Raw genomic sequence first — 20,238 nt, 5'->3', positions numbered from 1 at the left:
ATAATGATTGATTAACGACTAATTATCCACAATCGTGTTAATAACGTGGATTAAAGAATATTTATCCTAGAAATGATTCTAAAATTGTGAATATAATCTCATGAAACTGAATACTGCATTTTCTTGATTTAGTCCAATAATGATAGGTTGTTCACAATAAGCTGCTGAAAATTTACACATAAACTCGATTAATGTGCCATTTCAATCGTAATAAATGCATAAATTTCCTGAGTCACTTAATTTCCTTACTCCATCAAAACGCACAATAGCATGCGTATATTGAGCTACTTAATGGCTTGTTTTCTGTTGAAACTGCTTCACGCTGCGCTTTTGAGCACTGCGGCGGTTGGCTTGCTTATCACGCGGTTTGCGCTTCGGTTCACCGCTGGTCGGTTGGTCTGTCACTGGAAAATCGGTCAACGCCTGCAGCGGTAAAGCGCGCTGCGTTAAGCTGCGGATTGCCTCCAGCGCTTGGCTTTCACCATGGCAGACCAGTGAAATTGCCACACCACCTTGACCAGCACGCGCAGTGCGGCCAACGCGGTGAATATAAACTGGCGCACTAGGCGGTAAATCAAAATTGATCACCACTGGCAGCGCGTCAATGTGAATACCACGCGCCAGTAAATCGGTGGCCACCAGTACATCCACTTGATTCGCTTTGAAATCAGCTAACGTTTTCTCGCGAATAACTTGATCTTTTTCACCATGCAAAGCCGCCGCACGAATACCCGCTTTGAGTAATTTTTTCGCGACCGCGTCAGCACTATCACGAGCACTAATGAACACTAATACTTGCTGCCCAGATCGCTGCTTAATCAGAGCAATTAATGCTTGTGCTTTACTGCCCTTATTCACAAGGTAGAGCTGCTCTTCAATTTCTTCCACCACTTGATTAGCTTGATTCGCCTCTATCTTTACCGGGTTATTTAACACGGCCAATGCCACCTGTTCGAGATCGGCGGCGAGTGTGGCGGAAAACAACAACGTTTGTTTGGTTTGGGGCATAAAACTGAGCAGGCGTTGTACATCCGGCCAAAACCCCATATCTAACAGTCTGTCAGCTTCATCTAACACCACACTGTGCATCGACTCCAATGAGATCAGTTGCTGTGTGAGTAAATCAAGCAAGCGGCCCGGTGTCGCGACGATTAAATGCGGTAATTTGGCCAACTGCGCAAGCTGCTCTTCTTGGGCCACTCCCCCGCATAAAGTGCATAAGCTAATGCCCATTTTGCTTGCCACGGTACTCAGCTCTTGGCTGACTTGTTGTGCTAATTCACGGGTAGGAACAATGACAACGGATTGAATTTCAAGAGTATTAACTTCAATCCGTTGCAGTAAAGGCAAACCATAAGCTAACGTTTTACCACTGCCCGTCTGCGCGAAGGCAAGCACATCTTGCCCAGAAAGTACGGCTGGAATAGCCAATTGTTGGATTTTGGTCGCCGTGTGTCGCGACGCAGGCAGCGCAGCCATCAAAGGGGCGCTTAAGTTAAGCTTAGAAAAATTCATAAACGACTAGCAGGGTGAAAAAGGTTGCGCCGAGTCTAAAGCTATTCATTCTCCATCACAACTGTCGATACGGATCAGGACTGAATCTGGCCGCCAGTACTCAAATTCGCAGTCCATGATCTCGCCATCTTGTTTGTAATTAACTCGACAAATTTTCATTACAGATTGGCCAGCAGCCAAGTTAAGGGCTTTTGCCACATGAAGAGGCGCAGCCGTAGGGATCACCTCAAAACGAGAACGCGTGGTGATGTAACCGTATTTTTGCTGATAGAGATGCGTTAACGAAGCGGTTAAATTTTCCTCTAATATCTTTGGAAACCACTGCGCAATCAGGCAGTTTTCGACAAACAGTACCGCTCGCCCGTCAATCGAGCGCAACCGTTCAATAATATGAATGGGCGTAATTCGGTCAATATCCATCGCTCTTGCATACTCACGAGAAGCCATCACGCTGCGTACCGCAACTAGCTTAGTTTCTGCGATTCGGTGCTGCTCGCGGATCATCTGGTGGAAGTGGCAACGCGATAGCGGGTTATAATGAATTCGCGCCGGAGAGACAAACCAGCCACGCCGCTCTTCTCGGTAAATCAACCCTTCGGTTTCCAGTGAAACCAAAGCGTCTTTAATTGTAATGCGCGTTGTATTAAACAATTCACTCAATTCACGTTCAGATGGCAGTTTTTGTCTGTCGCTCAGCATCCCACTGCAAATTTGCTCACGAAGGGTGCCTTTAATGTTACCAAGTTGGGTCTTTTCTAAAGGAGCATTTGCCACTGGCAAAGGGCTGCGAAATCTCATGCGTGACCTAGTCCAATATTATACAGAGTGAATAAACGTCTTTTAGACTACTTAAGGCAGATAACAGATTTATGACAGGCTAATTGATTGAATTTGAAATAAAAGTGCAATAGAAAATCATCAAAAATGTCAAATAACTACACCGAAAACGTCACAGTTCTTCCCTAGGATAAAAATCGAACTTACTGACCTAGTCCAGAAGGATAGCGACAATGAAAACCTTATTTACCCGCGCAACGACTGCCACAGCACTTGCGCTGACTCTTTCAACTTCGGCTTTTGCTAAAGAGGCTGATTTACAATCTTTGATCAACGCAGCGAAACAAGAAGGCCAAGTGTACAGCATTGGTATGCCCGGCAGTTGGGCTAACTGGCAAGATACGTGGAGCGATTTAGGTAAGATTTATGGCCTAAAACACCAAGATACGGATATGAGCTCAGCGCAAGAAATTGCCAAGTTTGAAGCCGAAAAGAAAAATGCGACCGCCGATATCGGTGATGTTGGCTTTGCGTTTGCTCGCGTGGCGGTGAAAAAAGGCGTAACTCAAGCGTACAAACCGAGCACTTGGAATGACATCCCTGACTGGGCCAAAGATAAAGATGGCCACTGGGCTCTGGCTTATACGGGCACCATTTCCTTTATCTCGAACAATAATCTAGTCAAGAATGCGCCAAAAACGTGGAACGATTTGCTCAAAGGCGATTACAAAATCAGTATTGGTAATGTCGGTGTTGCTGCGCAAGCAAATAATGCCGTACTAGCCGCTGCTTTTGCTCATGGTGGCAGTGAAAAGAACCTCGATCCGGCAATCGAATTTTTTGCCAAACTCGCCAAGCAAGGGCGCTTATCATTTACAGACCCAAGTATCGCTAACCTCGAAAAAGGTGAAGTTGAAGTGGCCGTATTGTGGGATTTCAACGCCCTAAGTTACCGTGACCAAATTGACCGTAACCGCTTTACCGTTAACATTCCGCAAGATGGTTCTGTGATTTCCGGCTACACCACCATCATCAATAAATACGCCAAAAACCCAAACGCGGCCAAGCTAGCACGTGAATACATCTTTAGCGATCAAGGCCAAATCAACCTTGCACAAGGCTATGCTCGCCCGATCCGCAGCAACGTTGCACTGCCTGCTGCGGTACAAAGCAAATTGATTGCTAACGATCAATACCAGAACGTGAGCCCAATTAGCGACTTTAATGCTTGGGAAAAATCAGCTCGTCAATTGCCACGTCAATGGCAAGAAAATGTCATTATCCACCAGCAGTAAGAGGCAACCATGAACAATAAGGTGATCCTTGTTGTTCTTGATGGACTCAATTATTCCGTAGCCCGTGATTGCATGGGCTACTTAAACGGATTAATTGAGCAGCAAAGAGCAACCTTATACTCCCTACAATGTGAATTACCTTCGTTATCGCGTCCTTTGTATGAATGTCTACTCACTGGCGTAAAGCCTGTCGAAAGCGGCATTGTTCATAACCACATTGTGCGCCTTTCACATCATCAATCCATCTTCAGTTTGGCAAAAGAGCAAGGGCTGACAACAGCCGCAGCGGCGTATCATTGGGTCAGCGAGCTCTATAACCGCGCGCCTTTTGATGCAACGCGCGATCGTTTTACCTGTGATAAAACACTCAATATTCAGCATGGCTGTTTTTATCACTGGGATCACTATCCCGATGAAGCACTGTTTTTAGACGCCGAACACTTACGTCGTACTCATCAGCCTGATTTTTTACTGATCCATCCAATGAATATCGATGATGCTGGACATAAGTTTGGCCTTGATTCAGGACAGTATCGTAATAGTGCACGCATGGCCGATGCGCTGTTATCTCACTTTTTAGAAAGCTGGCTAAACGATGGCTACCAAGTGATGGTGACCAGCGATCACGGCATGAACAATGACAAGTCACACGGCGGAATATTAACCGAAGAGCGCAACGTCCCGCTGTTTGTATTGGGCGATCAATTTTCGCACCAAGCTTGTGAGATCAAACAAACTGAGCTCTGCGGCCTATGCTGCCAACTGCTTAATCTTGATCACAATAAGCCCTTTTCTGCGGAGTGCTTAGCATGATCAGTAGCCAAGTAATTAGCAAGCCTAGCGCCTTGCTGAGCCAATCAACGCACTGGGCACGCAAACTCAAACCTGCGTTATGGCTTACTCCTTTTGCGCTGTTTTTCTACTTATTTCAGCTTGCCCCCATGCTGTGGGTTTTGTTCAACAGCTTTATCTCTGACGATCAATGGTCACTAGACCATTATCGCGAAATCTTCAGCTCATCCTTTATTTTGCAAGGGTTGGGCAACAGTTTGTGGCTCGCCATATGGTCCAGCGTCGCGGGCCTTGCGATTGCGGCAATGTTGGTCGCCTCCTTACGCCGAGTCGATGGCAAGCTGCGCGATGGTGTGATCGCCTTTACCAATATGAGCAGTAATTTTGCGGGCGTCCCTTTGGCATTCGCTTTCATTATTATTCTTGGGGTCAACGGCGCACTGACTTTGCTGCTAAAGCAATACGGTTTGATTGAAGAGTTCAACCTGTACGGCAAATGGGGACTGCTGGCGATGTATATCTACTTTCAGATCCCTCTTGGCGTGCTGCTGCTCTATCCTGCATTTGATGCGCTCAGTGATGACTGGCAAGCGGCGGCATCTACTCTGGGTGCCAACGGATGGCAATATTGGCAGAAAATCGCCTTGCCTGTACTTTCACCAGCCCTACTCGGCACCTTGATTATCCTAATCGCCAATGCGATGGGCGCATATGCCAGCGTCTACGCACTCACCTCCGGCAACTACAACGTCATTACGGTACGCATTGCCAGTTTAGTGGCGGGAGATCTGTTCTTAGAGCCCAATTTAGCCGCCGCCATTTCCGTGGTATTGATGCTAATTTTAGCCTTCATTACTGTGATCAATCAGTGGCTAATTGCGAAAAGCTATAGCGCAAGGAACACCCATGCAAAACGCTAATCCTACCCTTGATAAAATCACCTTTCATAAAAGTGTGGTCTATTCCATCGTGGGAGTGATGTTGCTGCCCATTTTAGCCACCTTGGTTTATTCCTTTTCTTCACGCTGGGGCGCAACGATTTTACCCGATGGCTTCACCTTTGACTGGTATCTCAAACTGCTGACCGACCCTCGCTTTCTCGATGCATTTGGCCGCTCATTGCTGATTGGCATCGCTTCTCTGACACTCAGCGCGGTTTTGATTATTCCGGCGATCTTCGTGGTGTTTTACTATTTCCCTCGTCTCGATAAAGTAATGAACCTGCTGATTTTAATTCCTTTTGCGGTACCGCCTGTGGTCTCTTCAGTTGGATTACTGCAACTGTACGCCGATAGCCAATTTCCAATTGTGGGTACACCTTGGATTTTGATTGGCACTTATTTCACCATTGCGCTGCCGTTTATGTACCGTGCAATTGCCAACAGTTTTGAGGCGATCCATCTACACGATCTCATGGATGCCGCGCACCTGCTCGGCGCAAGCACCAGCCGTGCTTTTTTACTGATCGTACTGCCAAACATTAGAAAAGGGTTGATGGCTTCGCTGTTTCTATCCTTCTCTTTTCTACTTGGCGAGTTTGTATTTGCGAACATTCTGGTCGGCACGCGCTATGAAACCTTGCAGATTTATCTCTACAACATGCGTCAGACTAGTGGTCACTTCACCTCCGCGTTAGTGATGACTTACTTCCTATTTATCTTTTTACTGACTTGGCTCGCCAGTCGTTTTAGCCGAGGATCCACTCAATGAATTCCACGACCCACACAACCTCTCGCTCTGATTACGTCCACGTCGCCAACCTCACCAAACGCTTTGGCAACAATACCGTTTTTGAAGGGATTGAATTTTCCATTGAGCAAGGGGAATTTGTCACGCTACTTGGTCCGAGCGGCTGCGGGAAATCGACTCTATTACGCAGTTTGGCTGGCTTAAATCCCGTCGATGACGGCGAAATTTGGGTCAACGGTGAAAACATCACTAACCAAACACCACAGCAACGCGGCATTGGCATGGTGTTTCAATCCTACGCTCTGTTTCCGAATATGACGGTGGCTGAAAACATCGCTTTTGGCCTCAAAATGCAAGGGCAAGACAGAGCTTACATCGCGCGCGAAGTACAAAAAGTGGTCGAACTGGTTTCGCTGATAGGGAAAGAAAAACACTATCCCAACCAGCTCTCGGGTGGGCAGCGCCAACGCGTCGCTTTAGCTCGCGCCTTAGTGGTCAAGCCGCGTATTTTGCTACTTGATGAACCCCTTTCAGCACTGGATGCCAAAATTCGCAAACACTTGCGCCAGCAGATCCGTGATATTCAAAAAGAGCTCAATCTCACCACCGTATTTGTAACCCATGATCAAGAAGAGGCGATGATTCTCTCTGATCGTATTTTTTTAATGCACCAAGGTGAAATCGTTCAGCAAGGCTCCCCAGAAAGCATTTATACTCAGCCAGCCAATGAGTTTGTGGCTGGTTTTATGGGCCATTACAATTTAGTAGAGGCGGCCACCGCCAAGCAGTTGTTTAACATAGACACGGCTTGGAAAGTGGCTATTCGCCCCGAATCCATCTACGTCAAAGAAGCTGGGCGGAGCTATGGTGCCCATGTTTCTGCGCCGCAACATGGCACCATCAAGCATCACCAATTACTGGGTAATGTCATTCGCTACCATGTGGATGTGCGAGGCTGCGAGCTCACGGTCGATTTACTCAATCGTTCATCAGAGCGATTATTTGCCACTGGCAGTCAGCTAGAATTACTGTTTAACCTTAACGAAATACAACCTGTGAGAGCCTAAATAGATGCCGACACCTCTATACGTTTTTGATATGGACGACACATTGATTGACGGCGACTGCGCAATGATTTGGAGCGAATATTTGGCCGATAAGGGCATAGCGAGCGACCCTGATTTTGTCGCGCAGGATAGGCTGATCATGTCACGCTATGCCAGCGGTGAAATGGACATGGAAGATTACCTCGATTTTGCGATGCAACCTTTGCTCACCCTGCCCACAGAGCAAGTCCAGCGCTTGGCGGACGATTGTGTCACTACACGCATCGTACCTAGGCTATTTCCTCAAGCCAAAGCACTCATTAAACAGTTAACGGACGAGCGTATCCAAATGCTCATTATTTCTGCGTCTGTCAGTTTTTTGGTTAAAGCTGTCGCCCGTAAAATCGGCGTTGCAGAGGCGATGGGTATCGATATGGTCATAGAGAACAACCATTACACCACGCATATTTTGGGAACACCCACCTACCGAGACGGTAAAGTCACTCGCTTAAATGAATGGCTAGCTAAGCGCCCACAATACGTGGGTCAAGTGCATTTTTTCACTGACTCGATCAATGATTTACCTTTGTGTCTACACGCCGATTTCACCTATTTGGTCAACCCATGCACGCGCCTCATCCAATACGCTCAGCCCCAACGATGGCCGATATTAAAGTGGGGCTAATCACATCCTCTACTTTTGATGAACCATGTAGCTTGAGGCACTGGCGGTAAACTTCTAGTATGAAGACAATAAGTTAACCGAGCCTCTCGCCATGAGCATGAAACATCGCATTGCCTTTATCTCTCTTTTACTGTCAACTCTCAATGCTTGCTCGCCGGAAAATAGCGCGCAAGCATTGGGCACTTTAGAGCGAGACCGCATCACTTTTTCCGCCACCGCCAATGAGATCATTCGCGCGCTTCCTGTCGCGGAAGGCAGCGCAGTGCATGCTGGCGAAATATTGGTTCGACTAGATACCAGAAATCAGCAGGCGGTGCTGGCCCATGCACTCGCAGAGGCGGCCAAAGCGCAAGCGTATTTGCTCAAACTGAGCAATGGTGAACGCCAAGAAGACACGGCGGCCGCACAAGCCAAAGTCAATCGCGCGCAAGCCAAACTGACAGAGGCGTTGCAAAACTTCAAACGTGTGGAAGAACTGGTCGGTAAAAAGCTCCTCAGCCAATCAGAAAAAGACAGCGCCACCGCCACGCGTGACGCCGCTCGCGCCGAACTCGATTCTGCAAAAGAAGAGTTTGCTAAGCTAACCGCTGGTACTCGCCCTGAAGATATTGAACAAGCCCAAGCGGCGCTGACCGCCGCCAAAGCCGACGTCTCACTGCAACAGCAAAAGCTCGACGAGTTAACCATTGTCGCAACCCGCGATGGAATTTTGGATAACCTCCCGTACAACTTGGGTGAGCGCGTCCCAAGCAACGGCATTGTCGCTATCATCCAAGCAAGCCGCATCCCTTATGCTCGTGTCTACGTTCCCGCACCACATCGTTTAGCGGTCGTGCCGGGCGCACAGTTTCCAGTGCATATCGACGGTATAAAAGAGCCGCTGCAAGGCATTGTGCGTTGGGTGGCAACGGAACCCTCTTTCACGCCTTACTACGCACTGACCGAAAATGAACGCGCCCGCTTAATGTATCTAGCCGAAGTGGATCTGCCCGAATCCACGCAATCGCTCCCTTCTGGCATTCCGGCGCAAGTCGATTTAGCGAGGCAAAAATAGTGACTGAACTCGCCATTCACGCCCGTAATGTGGTCAAAAAATTTGGGGATTTCACTGCGATTGAAGGCATCAATCTGAGTGTCCCCAAAGGAACCATTTACGGTTTTCTCGGCCCAAATGGTTGTGGCAAATCGACCACAATTCGCGTGCTCACGGGTTTATTAAGCCCTACCTCCGGCAGTGTTGATGTGCTGGGGTTAGCGATCCCAAAACAATCCGAGCAATTGCGCCTAAAAATTGGTTATATGACGCAAAAATTTTCGTTATACGATGATTTGACCGTAGAGGAAAACCTACAATTTATTGGGCAAATTTTTGGTATGCCGCGCAAAGCATTGGCACAACGGCTCAATGAACAGTTGTGCACTTATGGGCTTGATCAGCGCCGAAAACAACGCGTAAGTGGGATGAGTGGCGGCCAAAAGCAGCGCTTGTCACTAGCAGCCGCCACGATGCATAAACCTGAACTGCTGTTTTTGGATGAACCAACGTCGGCGGTCGATCCTGAAAATAGACGGGAATTTTGGGAACAATTGTTCGATCTTTCAGACCAAGGCACCACCATTTTGATCACCACTCACTACATGGATGAAGCGGAACGCTGCCACCGTTTAGCCATCATGGAATCGGGTTTAATTCGTGCAGATGGTGAGCCAGAAACCTTAATGAACACGATGGGCGTCAACATTGTCGAAGTCCGAGCCCATAATTTGCGCCAATTAAAAGAAAAAGTCATGGCTCGGGCGGAGGTTCGCTCTGCTGCGCAACTTGGCATCCGCTTGCGGATCCTTATTCATCAACAAGTCACACAACCTATCGCGTGGCTAAAAACAACCTTCCCTGAACTGGCTGAAGCTGAGATGAATCTAGCTCGCCCAAGTTTGGAAGATGTCTTTGTCACTGTGACTGGCAAGGGGCGTCAATGAAAGCACTGTTTCGAATGAAAGCGGTGATGGTGAAAGAGATACGCCAACTCTCGCGAGACAGAATTACGTTTGGCATGGTAGTGATGATCCCACTGATCCAGCTGTTGCTGTTTGGCTTTGCCATCAATACTGACGTACGCAATATTCCGATCGCCATCGTTGATCAAAGTGAAAGTACCCTCGGACGGTTAATTGTAGAGTCAGTCAAAGCCACACAGGTTGTGAGCGTCAAACACACTTTTGCCACAGCAGAGCAAGCTGAACATGCGATTGAACAAGGTAACGTGAGAGCAGCGCTGATCCTGCCAAAAGATCTCACCCAGCGCGCGGTGCAAAAACGCGTGTTAGGTCAGTGGATTGTTGATGGCTCCGATACGATGATCAGTGCCTCCATTTTAGGTCTGCAATCCATGCCGCTGACCGATTTTGATTTTGACATTCGTCCAGCCACCGTCAAAACCTTTGAAGTCACGCTGTTTTATAACCCCACTCGCCGCTCTGCGGTTAATATCGTGCCCGGTTTACTGGGGGTTATTTTAACCATGACGATGATCCTCTTCACCAGTGCCGCGATTGTGCGAGAAAAAGAGCGCGGCAATTTAGAACTGCTGATCACAACGCCAATTCACTCTATTGAGCTTATGGTCGCCAAAATTGTGCCCTATATTTTTGTCGGATTAATTCAGGTCTTCATCATCTTGGGCTTAGGGCATTTTATTTTTGACGTGCCCATTAATGGTGCAATCAGCCAAATTCTCTTCGGTACGCTGCTGTTTATCGCCGCCAGTTTGACCTTAGGTTTGGTGATTTCAACCATTGCTTCCACTCAACTGCAAGCCATGCAAATGACTGTTTTTATTTTACTGCCTTCGATTTTACTTTCTGGATTTATGTTTCCCTACGAAGGCATGCCAGTCGCAGCGCAGTGGATTTCTGAAGCGTTGCCTGCGACTCACTTTATGCGCATGATCCGCGGGATTGTGTTGCGCGGTGCTAACCTCATGGATCTATGGCGAGATGCGCTATGGATGTTGAGCTTTACCGTCGGTGGGATTATCGTCGCGTCGTTGAGATTTAAGAAATCCCTTGATTAACGCCATTCACATTTGAAGGCTAATTTTTAAGCCAAAAGAAGGAAACTAACATGTTAAAGTCACTGATGACCAAAGCGTTATTGTGTGTAGGCCTGATCTCCAATACCTCAGATGCATTGGCATCGGAGCGCTCAACGATAGCATGGCAATGGATTGAAAATGGCGCGCTTTTAGTCGATGTTCGAACCGCAGCAGAATTCGCAGCTGGCCATATTGAAGGTGCGTTAAACTACCCACTTGATACTGTTAGCAGTGCTTTTTCTCACATCGATAAACAACAACCGATTGTAGTTTACTGCCGCAGCGGCAATCGATCGGGCCAAGCCATGGCCTATTTACTCGAGCAAGGGTTTACTCAAGTACATAACGGCGGCGGTTTAGAGGAAATGATCATTCATCCTTCGGCAATAAAGCCGCTCAATTGATGTTAACCTACTCACATTCACGTTATCGCTCTGTTTGTTCTTAATTGGCTCTCAAAGCGCAACAGAAAGACAGCGCTTGTTATTCGGCAACAATGATCGATTTTTTGATTGGAACGTAGAAGATGTTCGATAACCAATCTCAACGGTATACAGCATGCGAACGTACAAAACCTTACGCTTGATCCTAGGCGATCAGCTCAACATCAAGCACTCTTGGTTTAACAAAACGGATGACTCCGTACTGTACGTGATAGCTGAACTTAAACAAGAAACAGGCTATGTAAAACATCACATTCAAAAAATCTGCGCCTTTTTTGCCGCGATGGAAGCTTTTGCCGAATTATTGCAAAGTGAGGGACACCAGGTTCTCTACTTGACCCTTGATGAAACTGCCGATTATTTGCAGCTACCACCATTGATTAGTGATCTGTGTCATCAGATCAACGCAGAATACTTTCACTATCAGCGACCTGATGAATACCGAGTTTGGCAACAGTTGCAGGAGCTAAACCTCTCTCATACACAAGTGACTTGTTTTGATACTGAACACTTTTTATTGCCTTTTGACGAGATCACTCAGCATTTTAACACCGACAAAACCACTATTATGGAGCCGTTTTATCGCAAAATGCGTAAGCGATTCGGTATTCTTCTGCAAGATGATCATCAAACGCCTTTGGGTGGGCGTTGGAATTTTGATCACCAAAATCGCAATAAGCTCAGCGTGCAAGACATAGAAAACCTACCCAAACCACTTAGCTTTCAAAACGATGTCAGTGCAATTTATAACCGTTTACAGGATCATAATATTCACGTTTTCGGCCTGTATACTCCTTCATTGTTATGGCCGATTAACCGCTCACAAGCACTGTCATTATTGGCCCACTTTTGTCAGTACGGCTTGCCGCTGTTTGGTCGCTTTCAAGATGCAATGACGGCAAAGAGCCCACATCGTTGGAGCCTTTACCATAGCCGGCTCTCTTTTGCACTCAACTGCAAACTACTATCGCCTGCAGAAGTCATTCAAAGTGCACTCATGCGATTTGAGAATGACAATACGATGGATTTAGCACAAATCGAAGGATTCATTAGGCAAATTTTGGGCTGGCGTGAGTACATTCGAGGCATTTATTGGGCGAACATGCCCCAATACGCCAAGCACAACGCCCTTGATGCTCAACGACCTCTTCCTCACTACTATTGGACAGGGGATACTCGTATGCATTGTGTTAAACAAGCCGTAACTCAATCATTGGAGTTTTCCTACGCACATCATATCCAACGTTTGATGATCACGGGTAATTTTGCACTCCTATCAGGTTGCGAGCCGGATGAGGTGGATGACTGGTACTTAGGTATTTATATTGATGCATTGCAATGGGTAGAAATGCCCAATACCCGAGGTATGGCTCTGTTTGCTGATGGGGGAATTGTTGCCACCAAGCCTTATGCCGCAAGCGGCTCTTACATCAATAAAATGAGTGATTACTGCAAAGATTGTCACTACCAAGTAAAGAGCCGTAGTGGTCTAAATTCATGTCCATTCAATAGTTTATATTGGCAGTTCATGCTCACTCATCGTGAACGGTTAGCCAAAAATCCAAGGATAGGCATGATTTATAAAAATTGGGATAACACTGAAAACGCCACTCAACAAGCAATCTTAGATCAAGCTCAATACTATCTACACCATATTGAAGAGCTGTAGCTCGTCGGCTTACTGGTCACGTTTTTATTTATGCAATTTGGTGAGCACGCTGCAAGTAACTATAATCATGCTATTCGATTAAATATCAGTGAGTGATTATGCAACAACAGCAAGTCCATATGGACCAACGTATTTGCCAGCAATGCTCAGAAAAACAAAACTTGCCTTTTGACTTCACCATGGCTTTCCAACCCATAGTGAACGTTGCAGATAACACCATCTTTGGCTACGAAGCACTCGTACGAGGTCTGAATAATGAATCGGCTTACTCCATCATTGAACAAGTCAGTGATGACAACCGATACCGCTTTGACCAACTTTGTCGAATCAAAGCGATTAAACTCGCGGCTAAACTAAAACTGTCAGGTATTTTGAGCATTAATTTTTTACCTAATGCCGTTTACCAACCAGAGCGCTGTATCCGCACCACATTAGAGGCAGCAAAGCAGTTCGGTTTCCCGACAGAACGGATCATGTTTGAATTTACTGAGGTGGAAAAAATCGTAGACACAGCGCACATAAAACGGATCGTCGCTTATTACTCCAACCTAGGATTTACTACCGCGATTGATGATTTCGGTGCAGGCTACGCCGGGCTTGGGCTATTGGTTAACTTCCAAACTAAAATAGTAAAATTAGATATGTCACTGCTGCGTAATATCGATCAAGACATCACGAAGCAAGCAATCGTCCGTCATACTGTCGCAATGCTCATTGAGCTAGGGATTTGTCCACTCGCTGAAGGTATTGAAACTCAACAAGAAATGTTATGGCTAAAACGACTCGGCATTGAACTCATGCAAGGCTACTATTTTGCGAAACCTGAGTTTGAAGCGTTGCCTACAGTGACGTTTTGAACCATAACATCAGCCTCTAATTTTGTGGATCCATCAAACCACGAAATGCTTGGGCATAAGTTTCAACTGTTCAATACGGCCCGACATGGCTGTTTCCACCTCGGCTAACCACTCATAACGTTTAGTATATAGACGGCGTTTATTGCGATTTAGCGTCTCAACACCTTTACGGTTTGGCGTGGTTGGCAAACGGTACAAATATTTGCTCATTTTCTCTGCTTCGTACTCTGTCCACAGTTCATCGTAATCAAAGCTTACTGATTTGCGCTTTGAGCCAATATAACGCAACGCTTGATACATATGGCCGCGGTTAGAAATCGCATACAGGTTTTCAACCCCTAAAATACGCGCTAGCGTCATGATCATTTCAACCATCAGTGCTTTAGTTCTTAAGCCGTGAGTCGTGCGCGTCAAATCTTTAATGATTTGATTACGATCGGTCACACCACTGCTTGGACCTTGTAGTGAACCAATGTAAATACTGCGCCCTTGATCAGAAACATTGAAACTGATCGAGTAAATTTTCTGCCCTTTTTCATCCGTCAGTTGCAGCCCCAACGAACCTTCTCTTATCTCTCCACTGCACAGGCTTAATGAATAACTCGCCCCATTTTTGTCGTAAAAATCAAAAATAGAGAAGCCTGATTCTGAGAAAAACTTCGCAGCATTAAAGCCAAACTGTTCAACTAAGTAGATAAAATGTTGATTAATGTGCCATGTACGCTCTTTGGCAGACCAATTGACGCAGAGATAAGGTTTTAATGGTTTTTCCAAAAACTGTGGGCATTGCTTCAATACCTCCGCTAACTCGGAGCACGAAAACAGCCTCAGCATACTTTTTAGAGCATAGGCATTGGTCACGCCCCATAAACAAAAACGGATATTCTTCCTGATTTTAGACCAGCCTTTGGTATTGGGGTAAATCGTTTCGGAGAGTTCAGACAGGCTAAACAGGTAGTCGAGTTTATTTTCAATTATCATAGTATGGACCAGAATTTCAGCAGCTAGGACAGCCTCAAACATTGGGGAGTCGCTCATTGAAAATAATGTACAGTGTTTCATTGATAGGTGCTGTCCTGAGTTTGTATGAAAATGTCAGCCTTCGTCATTAGCTATTTACTTAGCGCGCTAACTAAACTATATTACTTAGCACGCTAAGTAATATGTGACTCGTTATGATTGAAAACACACACACCCTGAAAGAATTATCACTCGCTGAGCAGTTTGCTCGTCTCTCACGCTTATGGAAAATGGTGGCGGACCGAGAACTCTCACCCTTGGGCCTTACCCATCCTCGTTGGACCGCATTGTGGAAATTACAGCGTCTCGGTGACAACGTCAGTCAAAAAACCTTAGCCGAAGCGTTAGAAATAGAACTGGCTTCTTTGATGCGAACTTTAAAGCAGCTCGAAGAACAATCGCTGATCGAACGTCACTGCTGTCACAACGATAAGCGCGCTCGAATCGTCAGTTTGACGAGTAACGGGCGTGCTCTTATCAAGCAGATGGAAACCCGTATTTTGCAAGTTCGCCAAAACTTACTGGGTAATATTGACGATCAACAATTGTACCAACTGACTCTTACGCTCGAACAAATCTCACACAACGCTCTAGATACGCTCAGCAAACCGATAGCAACACCTTCAAAGGAACAATAATTACTTATGACACCTGATCAAAAATTTGCACTTTGGATCAAATATTCCATCGTCGCTTTTGTGGCGCTCTTTGCCTATTTTTTGGTGGCCGATTTGGCTATGCCTTTAACACCGCAAGCCATGGCAACGCGGACTGTGACCAAAATATCTCCCCGAGTTAATGGTCAAATCAGTGATGTTTTTGTCACTAATAATCAAACCGTACACAAGGGTGAAGTACTTTTCACCATCGACCCACAACCCTATCAACTGGCGGTAGAGCAGGCCCAACTCAATTATGAACGTGCGGTACAAGGTAACGCTCAATTGGATGCATCGATTGCAGCCGCAGAAGCTAATGTCACGGCAAGCCGTATCGTTGCCGATCAAAAGTTGCGCGAAGCTAACCGATTAAACACTCTGTTTGCACGCAATGGGACTTCTCAGCAACTTAAAGACGATGCACAAAGTGGCGCTACCGCCGCGAAAGCCAATTTGGTTGCAGCGCAAGCTCACCTGCAAGAATTGCACGTCAGTCGAGGTAATAGTGACGAGAGTAACGTCAGCATTCGCGCCGCTTTGAACCAATTGGCGCAGGCCAAGCTAAACCTTGCCTACACACAAACGCTAGCAGAGCAAGATGGTGTCATTACCAACTTACAGCTTGAAACGGGCACCTACGCCGCAGCAGGTATGCCGTTAGTTGCATTGGTGGCGACGGATGTAGACGTGATTGCTGATTTTAGAGAAAAAAGCTTACGCCATTTCCCAGACAATAGCCGCGCCCTAGTTGCTTTTGACAGCAAACCCGGCGAAGTCTTTACCGCGCGTATTCGTAGCCTTGATGCTGGGGTAAGCACTGGTCAGTTTGATGCGAATGGGCGTTTAGCCACTCCAACAGAATCTAATCGCTGGGTGCGTGATGCACAACGCATGCGTGTGCACCTTTCGCTCGATGAAACGATGTCAACATTGCCTTCCGGTGCTCGTGCGACGGTACAGTTGCTACCAGAAAGTGGCCCGTTTGCTTGGCTGGCAAAAATGCAAATTCAGTTTCTGAGCACTCTGCACTACGTCTATTAAGCGGAGTAAAAAATGCGACTTTGGGATCATCCATTATCTGAAAATGACTTTCGCCAATGCGTCAGAATAGCAACAGGTGCGACGCTTGGTTTTACCTTTTGTAAACTACTGGGTTGGAACTACGGGGTATTTTTTACCGTAACACCGATGCTGTTACTGGGCATGGTGCCCGTCATGAATGCGCACGCCGCAAAGCAACTGCTCGCTTCCGCCGTCGTTTGTGGCTTAGAAGTAGCCATTCTCGGGGGGCTGTTTGGCGCTCATCCGGCACTGATGACGATGATGGCTTTCGTATTGTTTCTCTACAAATTTGCTTGTATGTCGAAAGGCAGCTTATTCTTATTTGGAGCGAACAGCGTATTGAGCCTGAGCATCATGCTGCACTTTGCAAGCTACCCCACAACTGATCTTAACGATCTGATTACCAGCAACTTTATCGCGAATTTGCTTTCGGTAATGGTCGCTTATCTGGTGACATTCTGTATTCCCGACGCACAGAAAAGGCAACCTCCCGCTCATGCAAGCGTGGCCAAAGAGTCACATCGTATGCGCCATGAAGCGCTCATGGGCGCAACCATTGCCACACTCTCTTTCGTTGTGTTTCAAATATTCGATCTGCAAGATTCAATGTCCGCGCAAGCCACAACCTTGTTGCTACTTTTCCCGATGCATTGGAACGGAGCGCTAGGCTACGCACGCAAACGCGCGATGGGTACTCTGCTTGGTGTCACTTTCGGTATTGCGGTCCAACTGCTGCTCTACGATTGGTCAGGTCAGCTTTTATTTGTTACTCCGCTGCTGTGGATAGGTGCGATGCTCTTTAGCTACTGGCATGTAAAAGAATCCAGCGGTTCAGGGGTCGGCTTTGGCTCATTGACTACCTTGGGGATCTTGTTTGGTCAATATTTGACGCCGGGCAATGATTTAATTTTCAGTGCCCTGTACCGAGTCGGCAGTATTTTGTTTGCTATTGTCGCCACATTACTTACAACCTATGTGATCCATCGATTGCTGAATCAATTCAAAGCCACCCAATTTGGCCAGTAATTAAAAACCCTGCACATAGGTGCAGGGTCAACATCACAGCAAACCTTTATTCAAAGGATAAGCGTGCCGAATTTAATACACCCGTTAAACCTTGATAGTGATCCGCCACGACTAAACGCCACTGGCCTTGCACGTTCATTTGTTGCATTCCGCTGAGTGTAAAGCGAACACGATAAGCCGTGTTGCGATCATACTGGTTATACGATTTTAAGTTCCAATAGCCACCATCAGGTGCATACAACTTGACTGAAACATCACCCACAAATGGGTGTTCAATATCAAGTTGAATAGTGGCCGTTTCCGCATTTCCTTGATAAGTCACATTAATCGGAAGTGCTAACTCTCCTTGTGCATGATCGGGAATGGCAAAAGGCCCTTGTAAATCATAGATGGCTTGTTGGGGCGAAGTCGGTTCGGTGGGTGACGTTCCTCCGTCATTACTCCCATCTGGACGTGCATAAATCGCCGCAATGTGTGGCGCGCTCAGGCCAATCGCTCGCACCGAGTTCGCGTAGTCAGTGACACCACATGCTTGACCTTTACACACTTTGCTTGGGTTAGAGAATGTGTAAGAACGGCTATGAATACCAAATAAGAAACCATAGGCCATGGTCGTCGCAAATTGGCCTTGAACCCCATAACCATACGCATCTTGCTCTGTACCATTTGAAAGATGGGGTTCGCCATTGTACTGTTCATGAGCATGGTTCAAGCCCAAATTGTGGCCTAATTCGTGAATAAACGTATCATCGCCACACTCATTCAAATAGCTATGACTGTACATTCTAGATTGCGCATAACGCGCACTATTGTTCCAATACGCGGCAGGGATTATCCATGCTAGACCACAGCTCAGCATGTAAGTACCATTACCTTTATCTTCATAATCAGGAGAATTTTTAATATCTAGATTACGAAACAGCGCCACCATATCCGCGCCAACCTGCTTACGATATTGCTCAATATCGGCAAACGCCGGATCTTGTTTATTGCCGGGAGTAATCGCATCAAGCGCCTGCTCTTGCGATTTTTTCAGCCCTCTTTGCGTATCGTATTTTACTTCTTTCGTGCCAATTAAGTTGACTTTGATGTCCAGACCACTTTGACGCAGAATTTCATTTCCCACGTTAAATCGGTGCTGGATTTGAGCCACGTGATCTTTCTGAAACCACTCAGCGGTGCCAGGTGTGTAAACACCTAGAATATCAATTTCTGTGGTTGCGCTACTCGGTAACGCATGCGTTGCTAACACCACGGCTAATGCCAATGACGCTATTTTCATAGAAAACTCCTACATTATTTATTTTATTAACACACAAAGCCGTGCGTTTTAGGTATCAATGGCTGGTCGAGGTTTCGTCATAGCCATGATTCGGTGGTACTCGGTAAACCCATGCTTCACTGCCGTTGCCTTCAAGCTTCACTTGACCACTGGGATGACCAATAAAACCAAGTACTGCCGTTTTGCCGAAAGTGAATGTGGCCGGGTAAACTTCCCCGTCGAGTTCAAACTGCCCAGACCAAGTCCGGACGCCTTCATTCTGAATTTCTGATGAAGTGACTTGGATATTGACTGGCTGGTTATCAGGCATAGTGACCGTGACAGCATCGCCCGTTGCCAGAACTCGGAATTGTTCAATATTTTCGATTTCGATCGCTTTGATTTCCGTCACTGCATCACTTTTTGGCCTAATGGCTTGCAACGCTGGGCTTGGGTTGATGTCGTGCCATACTTCATCAACGGTTTGTGCCGCAAGCATGCGCTCTTCAGTGATAGGCTCTGAATTCAGAGCAGAACGAGCATCTCCAGCGCTCGATGCATCTTCTCGTGGTGGCTTCATCAGCTGACGCTCATCAGCAACTGTTGCGGCTTTAAAATCAGTATCCTCGTTATTATTCGGTGCTTTTGGAGCAGGCACTAATGTTAATGAACTATGGCTAATGTAATATTTACCAACAATGAGACCGAATATTACTAATAACAAAATGGTCATTATCTTAACTTTCAAACTTTATATCTCCGACAATTAGACGTGCATATATATAGATACATAAGATGTATGAATACAATTAAATAACGTGATCTTAAGTCAATAAAGTTAAGGTTAAATATACTCAAACTTTATAGATTTGAATGATGATCTAATTTTCAAAAAAATGAATGCAATGCGCTAAATAAAATATCAAGCCAAAAGAAAAACAATAATCCGTAATTAATAAATTAGTTATTATTGTTTGATGGCAATAAACAGAGAAAATTAAAGAAGAGATGGTACTCTTGATAACGACGAGTCTTATGAAAAAGGCACTTAAAAGCGCAAAAATACAGTTTAGGCTGTCTATGACTAAACAACTTGAAGTTGCAGGTCGATATGGTAAGTGAGCACCCCATAGCAATAGCTAAAAATGTAGCCAACATCGCTACAGCTTTCAATGGGAAGGAAAAAGCCTTCATTCTCGAAGCTCTTTAATCTATGGCTGAGCACTTTTCTGGAACTGTAAACCAACTAATTTGGTATTTTATCAAAACGTAATTCACTATTTATCCTCATGACCAAAAAATAAGATATTTATCTACTCGGACATAAATCTGATTATTTCTTGACAC

The 20,238-nt window shown here is 46.0% G+C and carries 20 protein-coding genes; 15 read left to right on the top strand and 5 right to left on the bottom strand.

Features of this window, described 5'->3' with window-relative positions:
• Window positions 1-288: 288 nt before the first annotated feature.
• Window positions 289-1,515, bottom strand: coding sequence for a DEAD/DEAH box helicase (locus AACT21_RS11535; RefSeq protein ID WP_094164084.1), 1,227 nt, complete (start codon window positions 1,513-1,515; stop codon window positions 289-291).
• A gap of 45 nt (window positions 1,516-1,560) precedes the next feature.
• Window positions 1,561-2,313, bottom strand: coding sequence for a UTRA domain-containing protein (locus tag AACT21_RS11530; protein WP_017046832.1), 753 nt, complete (start codon window positions 2,311-2,313; stop codon window positions 1,561-1,563).
• A gap of 212 nt (window positions 2,314-2,525) precedes the next feature.
• Here AACT21_RS11530 and AACT21_RS11525 point away from each other — a divergent pair, with 212 nt between their 5' ends.
• From AACT21_RS11525 to AACT21_RS11470, 12 genes are all read left to right on the top strand, one after another.
• Window positions 2,526-3,587: an ABC transporter substrate-binding protein gene (locus AACT21_RS11525; RefSeq protein ID WP_017044980.1), complete on the top strand. Its 1,062-nt coding sequence runs from the start codon at window positions 2,526-2,528 to the stop codon at window positions 3,585-3,587.
• A gap of 9 nt (window positions 3,588-3,596) precedes the next feature.
• A complete protein-coding gene (locus tag AACT21_RS11520) occupies window positions 3,597-4,400 on the top strand; it encodes an alkaline phosphatase family protein (protein WP_010318641.1) in 804 nt (267 codons plus the stop codon).
• Window positions 4,400-5,299 (top strand): ABC transporter permease, encoded by a 900-nt coding sequence (locus AACT21_RS11515; protein ID WP_094164085.1) that lies wholly within the window; start codon window positions 4,400-4,402, stop codon window positions 5,297-5,299. Before AACT21_RS11520 ends, AACT21_RS11515 begins: the two co-directional genes overlap by 1 nt.
• Complete coding sequence (locus AACT21_RS11510; RefSeq protein ID WP_010318639.1) at window positions 5,286-6,089, top strand: ABC transporter permease; 804 nt, start codon at window positions 5,286-5,288, stop codon at window positions 6,087-6,089. Before AACT21_RS11515 ends, AACT21_RS11510 begins: the two co-directional genes overlap by 14 nt.
• A complete protein-coding gene (locus tag AACT21_RS11505) occupies window positions 6,086-7,135 on the top strand; it encodes an ABC transporter ATP-binding protein (RefSeq protein ID WP_017046834.1) in 1,050 nt (349 codons plus the stop codon). The genes AACT21_RS11510 and AACT21_RS11505 overlap by 4 nt, the downstream gene beginning before the upstream one ends.
• 4 nt (window positions 7,136-7,139) lie before the next feature.
• On the top strand, window positions 7,140-7,799 hold the full coding sequence (locus tag AACT21_RS11500; protein WP_094164083.1) for an HAD family hydrolase: 660 nt from the start codon (window positions 7,140-7,142) through the stop codon (window positions 7,797-7,799).
• A 91-nt stretch (window positions 7,800-7,890) separates the two neighbouring features.
• Window positions 7,891-8,853, top strand: coding sequence for an HlyD family secretion protein (locus tag AACT21_RS11495; RefSeq protein ID WP_094164082.1), 963 nt, complete (start codon window positions 7,891-7,893; stop codon window positions 8,851-8,853).
• Window positions 8,853-9,779 carry an ABC transporter ATP-binding protein gene (locus AACT21_RS11490; RefSeq protein WP_017044975.1) on the top strand — a complete coding sequence of 309 codons (927 nt, stop codon included), beginning with the start codon at window positions 8,853-8,855 and terminating at the stop codon, window positions 9,777-9,779. Before AACT21_RS11495 ends, AACT21_RS11490 begins: the two co-directional genes overlap by 1 nt.
• Window positions 9,776-10,873 (top strand): ABC transporter permease, encoded by a 1,098-nt coding sequence (locus AACT21_RS11485; protein ID WP_013868268.1) that lies wholly within the window; start codon window positions 9,776-9,778, stop codon window positions 10,871-10,873. The genes AACT21_RS11490 and AACT21_RS11485 overlap by 4 nt, the downstream gene beginning before the upstream one ends.
• Window positions 10,874-10,923: 50 nt before the next feature.
• Window positions 10,924-11,298 (top strand): rhodanese-like domain-containing protein, encoded by a 375-nt coding sequence (locus tag AACT21_RS11480; protein ID WP_017049317.1) that lies wholly within the window; start codon window positions 10,924-10,926, stop codon window positions 11,296-11,298.
• A gap of 154 nt (window positions 11,299-11,452) precedes the next feature.
• Window positions 11,453-13,006 (top strand): cryptochrome/photolyase family protein, encoded by a 1,554-nt coding sequence (locus tag AACT21_RS11475; protein ID WP_094164081.1) that lies wholly within the window; start codon window positions 11,453-11,455, stop codon window positions 13,004-13,006.
• Window positions 13,007-13,104: 98 nt separating this feature from the next.
• On the top strand, window positions 13,105-13,863 hold the full coding sequence (locus tag AACT21_RS11470) for an EAL domain-containing protein (protein ID WP_026028439.1): 759 nt from the start codon (window positions 13,105-13,107) through the stop codon (window positions 13,861-13,863).
• A gap of 33 nt (window positions 13,864-13,896) precedes the next feature.
• Here AACT21_RS11470 and AACT21_RS11465 read toward each other — a convergent pair whose 3' ends face one another.
• Window positions 13,897-14,925 (bottom strand): VirK/YbjX family protein, encoded by a 1,029-nt coding sequence (locus AACT21_RS11465; protein WP_017046842.1) that lies wholly within the window; start codon window positions 14,923-14,925, stop codon window positions 13,897-13,899.
• A 113-nt stretch (window positions 14,926-15,038) separates the two neighbouring features.
• On the opposite strand from AACT21_RS11465, the gene slyA reads away from it, so the two are divergent.
• Genes slyA through AACT21_RS11450 form a run of 3 tightly spaced genes read left to right on the top strand, consistent with a single transcriptional unit; the run spans window position 15,039 to window position 17,630 of the window.
• Window positions 15,039-15,521 (top strand): transcriptional regulator SlyA, encoded by a 483-nt coding sequence (gene slyA, locus AACT21_RS11460; protein ID WP_094164080.1) that lies wholly within the window; start codon window positions 15,039-15,041, stop codon window positions 15,519-15,521.
• Between the two features lie 6 nt (window positions 15,522-15,527).
• Window positions 15,528-16,583, top strand: a complete 1,056-nt coding sequence (locus tag AACT21_RS11455) for an HlyD family secretion protein (protein ID WP_017049320.1) — start codon at window positions 15,528-15,530, stop codon at window positions 16,581-16,583.
• A gap of 12 nt (window positions 16,584-16,595) precedes the next feature.
• Window positions 16,596-17,630, top strand: coding sequence for a DUF2955 domain-containing protein (locus tag AACT21_RS11450; protein ID WP_094147398.1), 1,035 nt, complete (start codon window positions 16,596-16,598; stop codon window positions 17,628-17,630).
• Window positions 17,631-17,676: 46 nt separating this feature from the next.
• Here AACT21_RS11450 and AACT21_RS11445 read toward each other — a convergent pair whose 3' ends face one another.
• Together AACT21_RS11445 and AACT21_RS11440 are read right to left on the bottom strand one after the other, a co-directional pair.
• Window positions 17,677-18,912 (bottom strand): zinc-dependent metalloprotease family protein, encoded by a 1,236-nt coding sequence (locus AACT21_RS11445; RefSeq protein ID WP_094164079.1) that lies wholly within the window; start codon window positions 18,910-18,912, stop codon window positions 17,677-17,679.
• 55 nt (window positions 18,913-18,967) lie between these two features.
• The gene (locus AACT21_RS11440; protein ID WP_094164078.1) at window positions 18,968-19,624 is read right to left on the bottom strand and encodes a hypothetical protein; all 657 of its coding nucleotides are present in this window, start codon (window positions 19,622-19,624) and stop codon (window positions 18,968-18,970) included.
• Between the last annotated feature and the right edge of the window lie 614 nt (window positions 19,625-20,238).

Origin of the sequence: Vibrio sp. V08_P9A1T1 (assembly GCF_963874405.1) — a bacterium.
Classification (GTDB): Bacteria; Pseudomonadota; Gammaproteobacteria; order Enterobacterales; family Vibrionaceae; genus Vibrio; species Vibrio anguillarum.
This window is presented reverse-complemented; position numbering and strand designations above follow the sequence as displayed.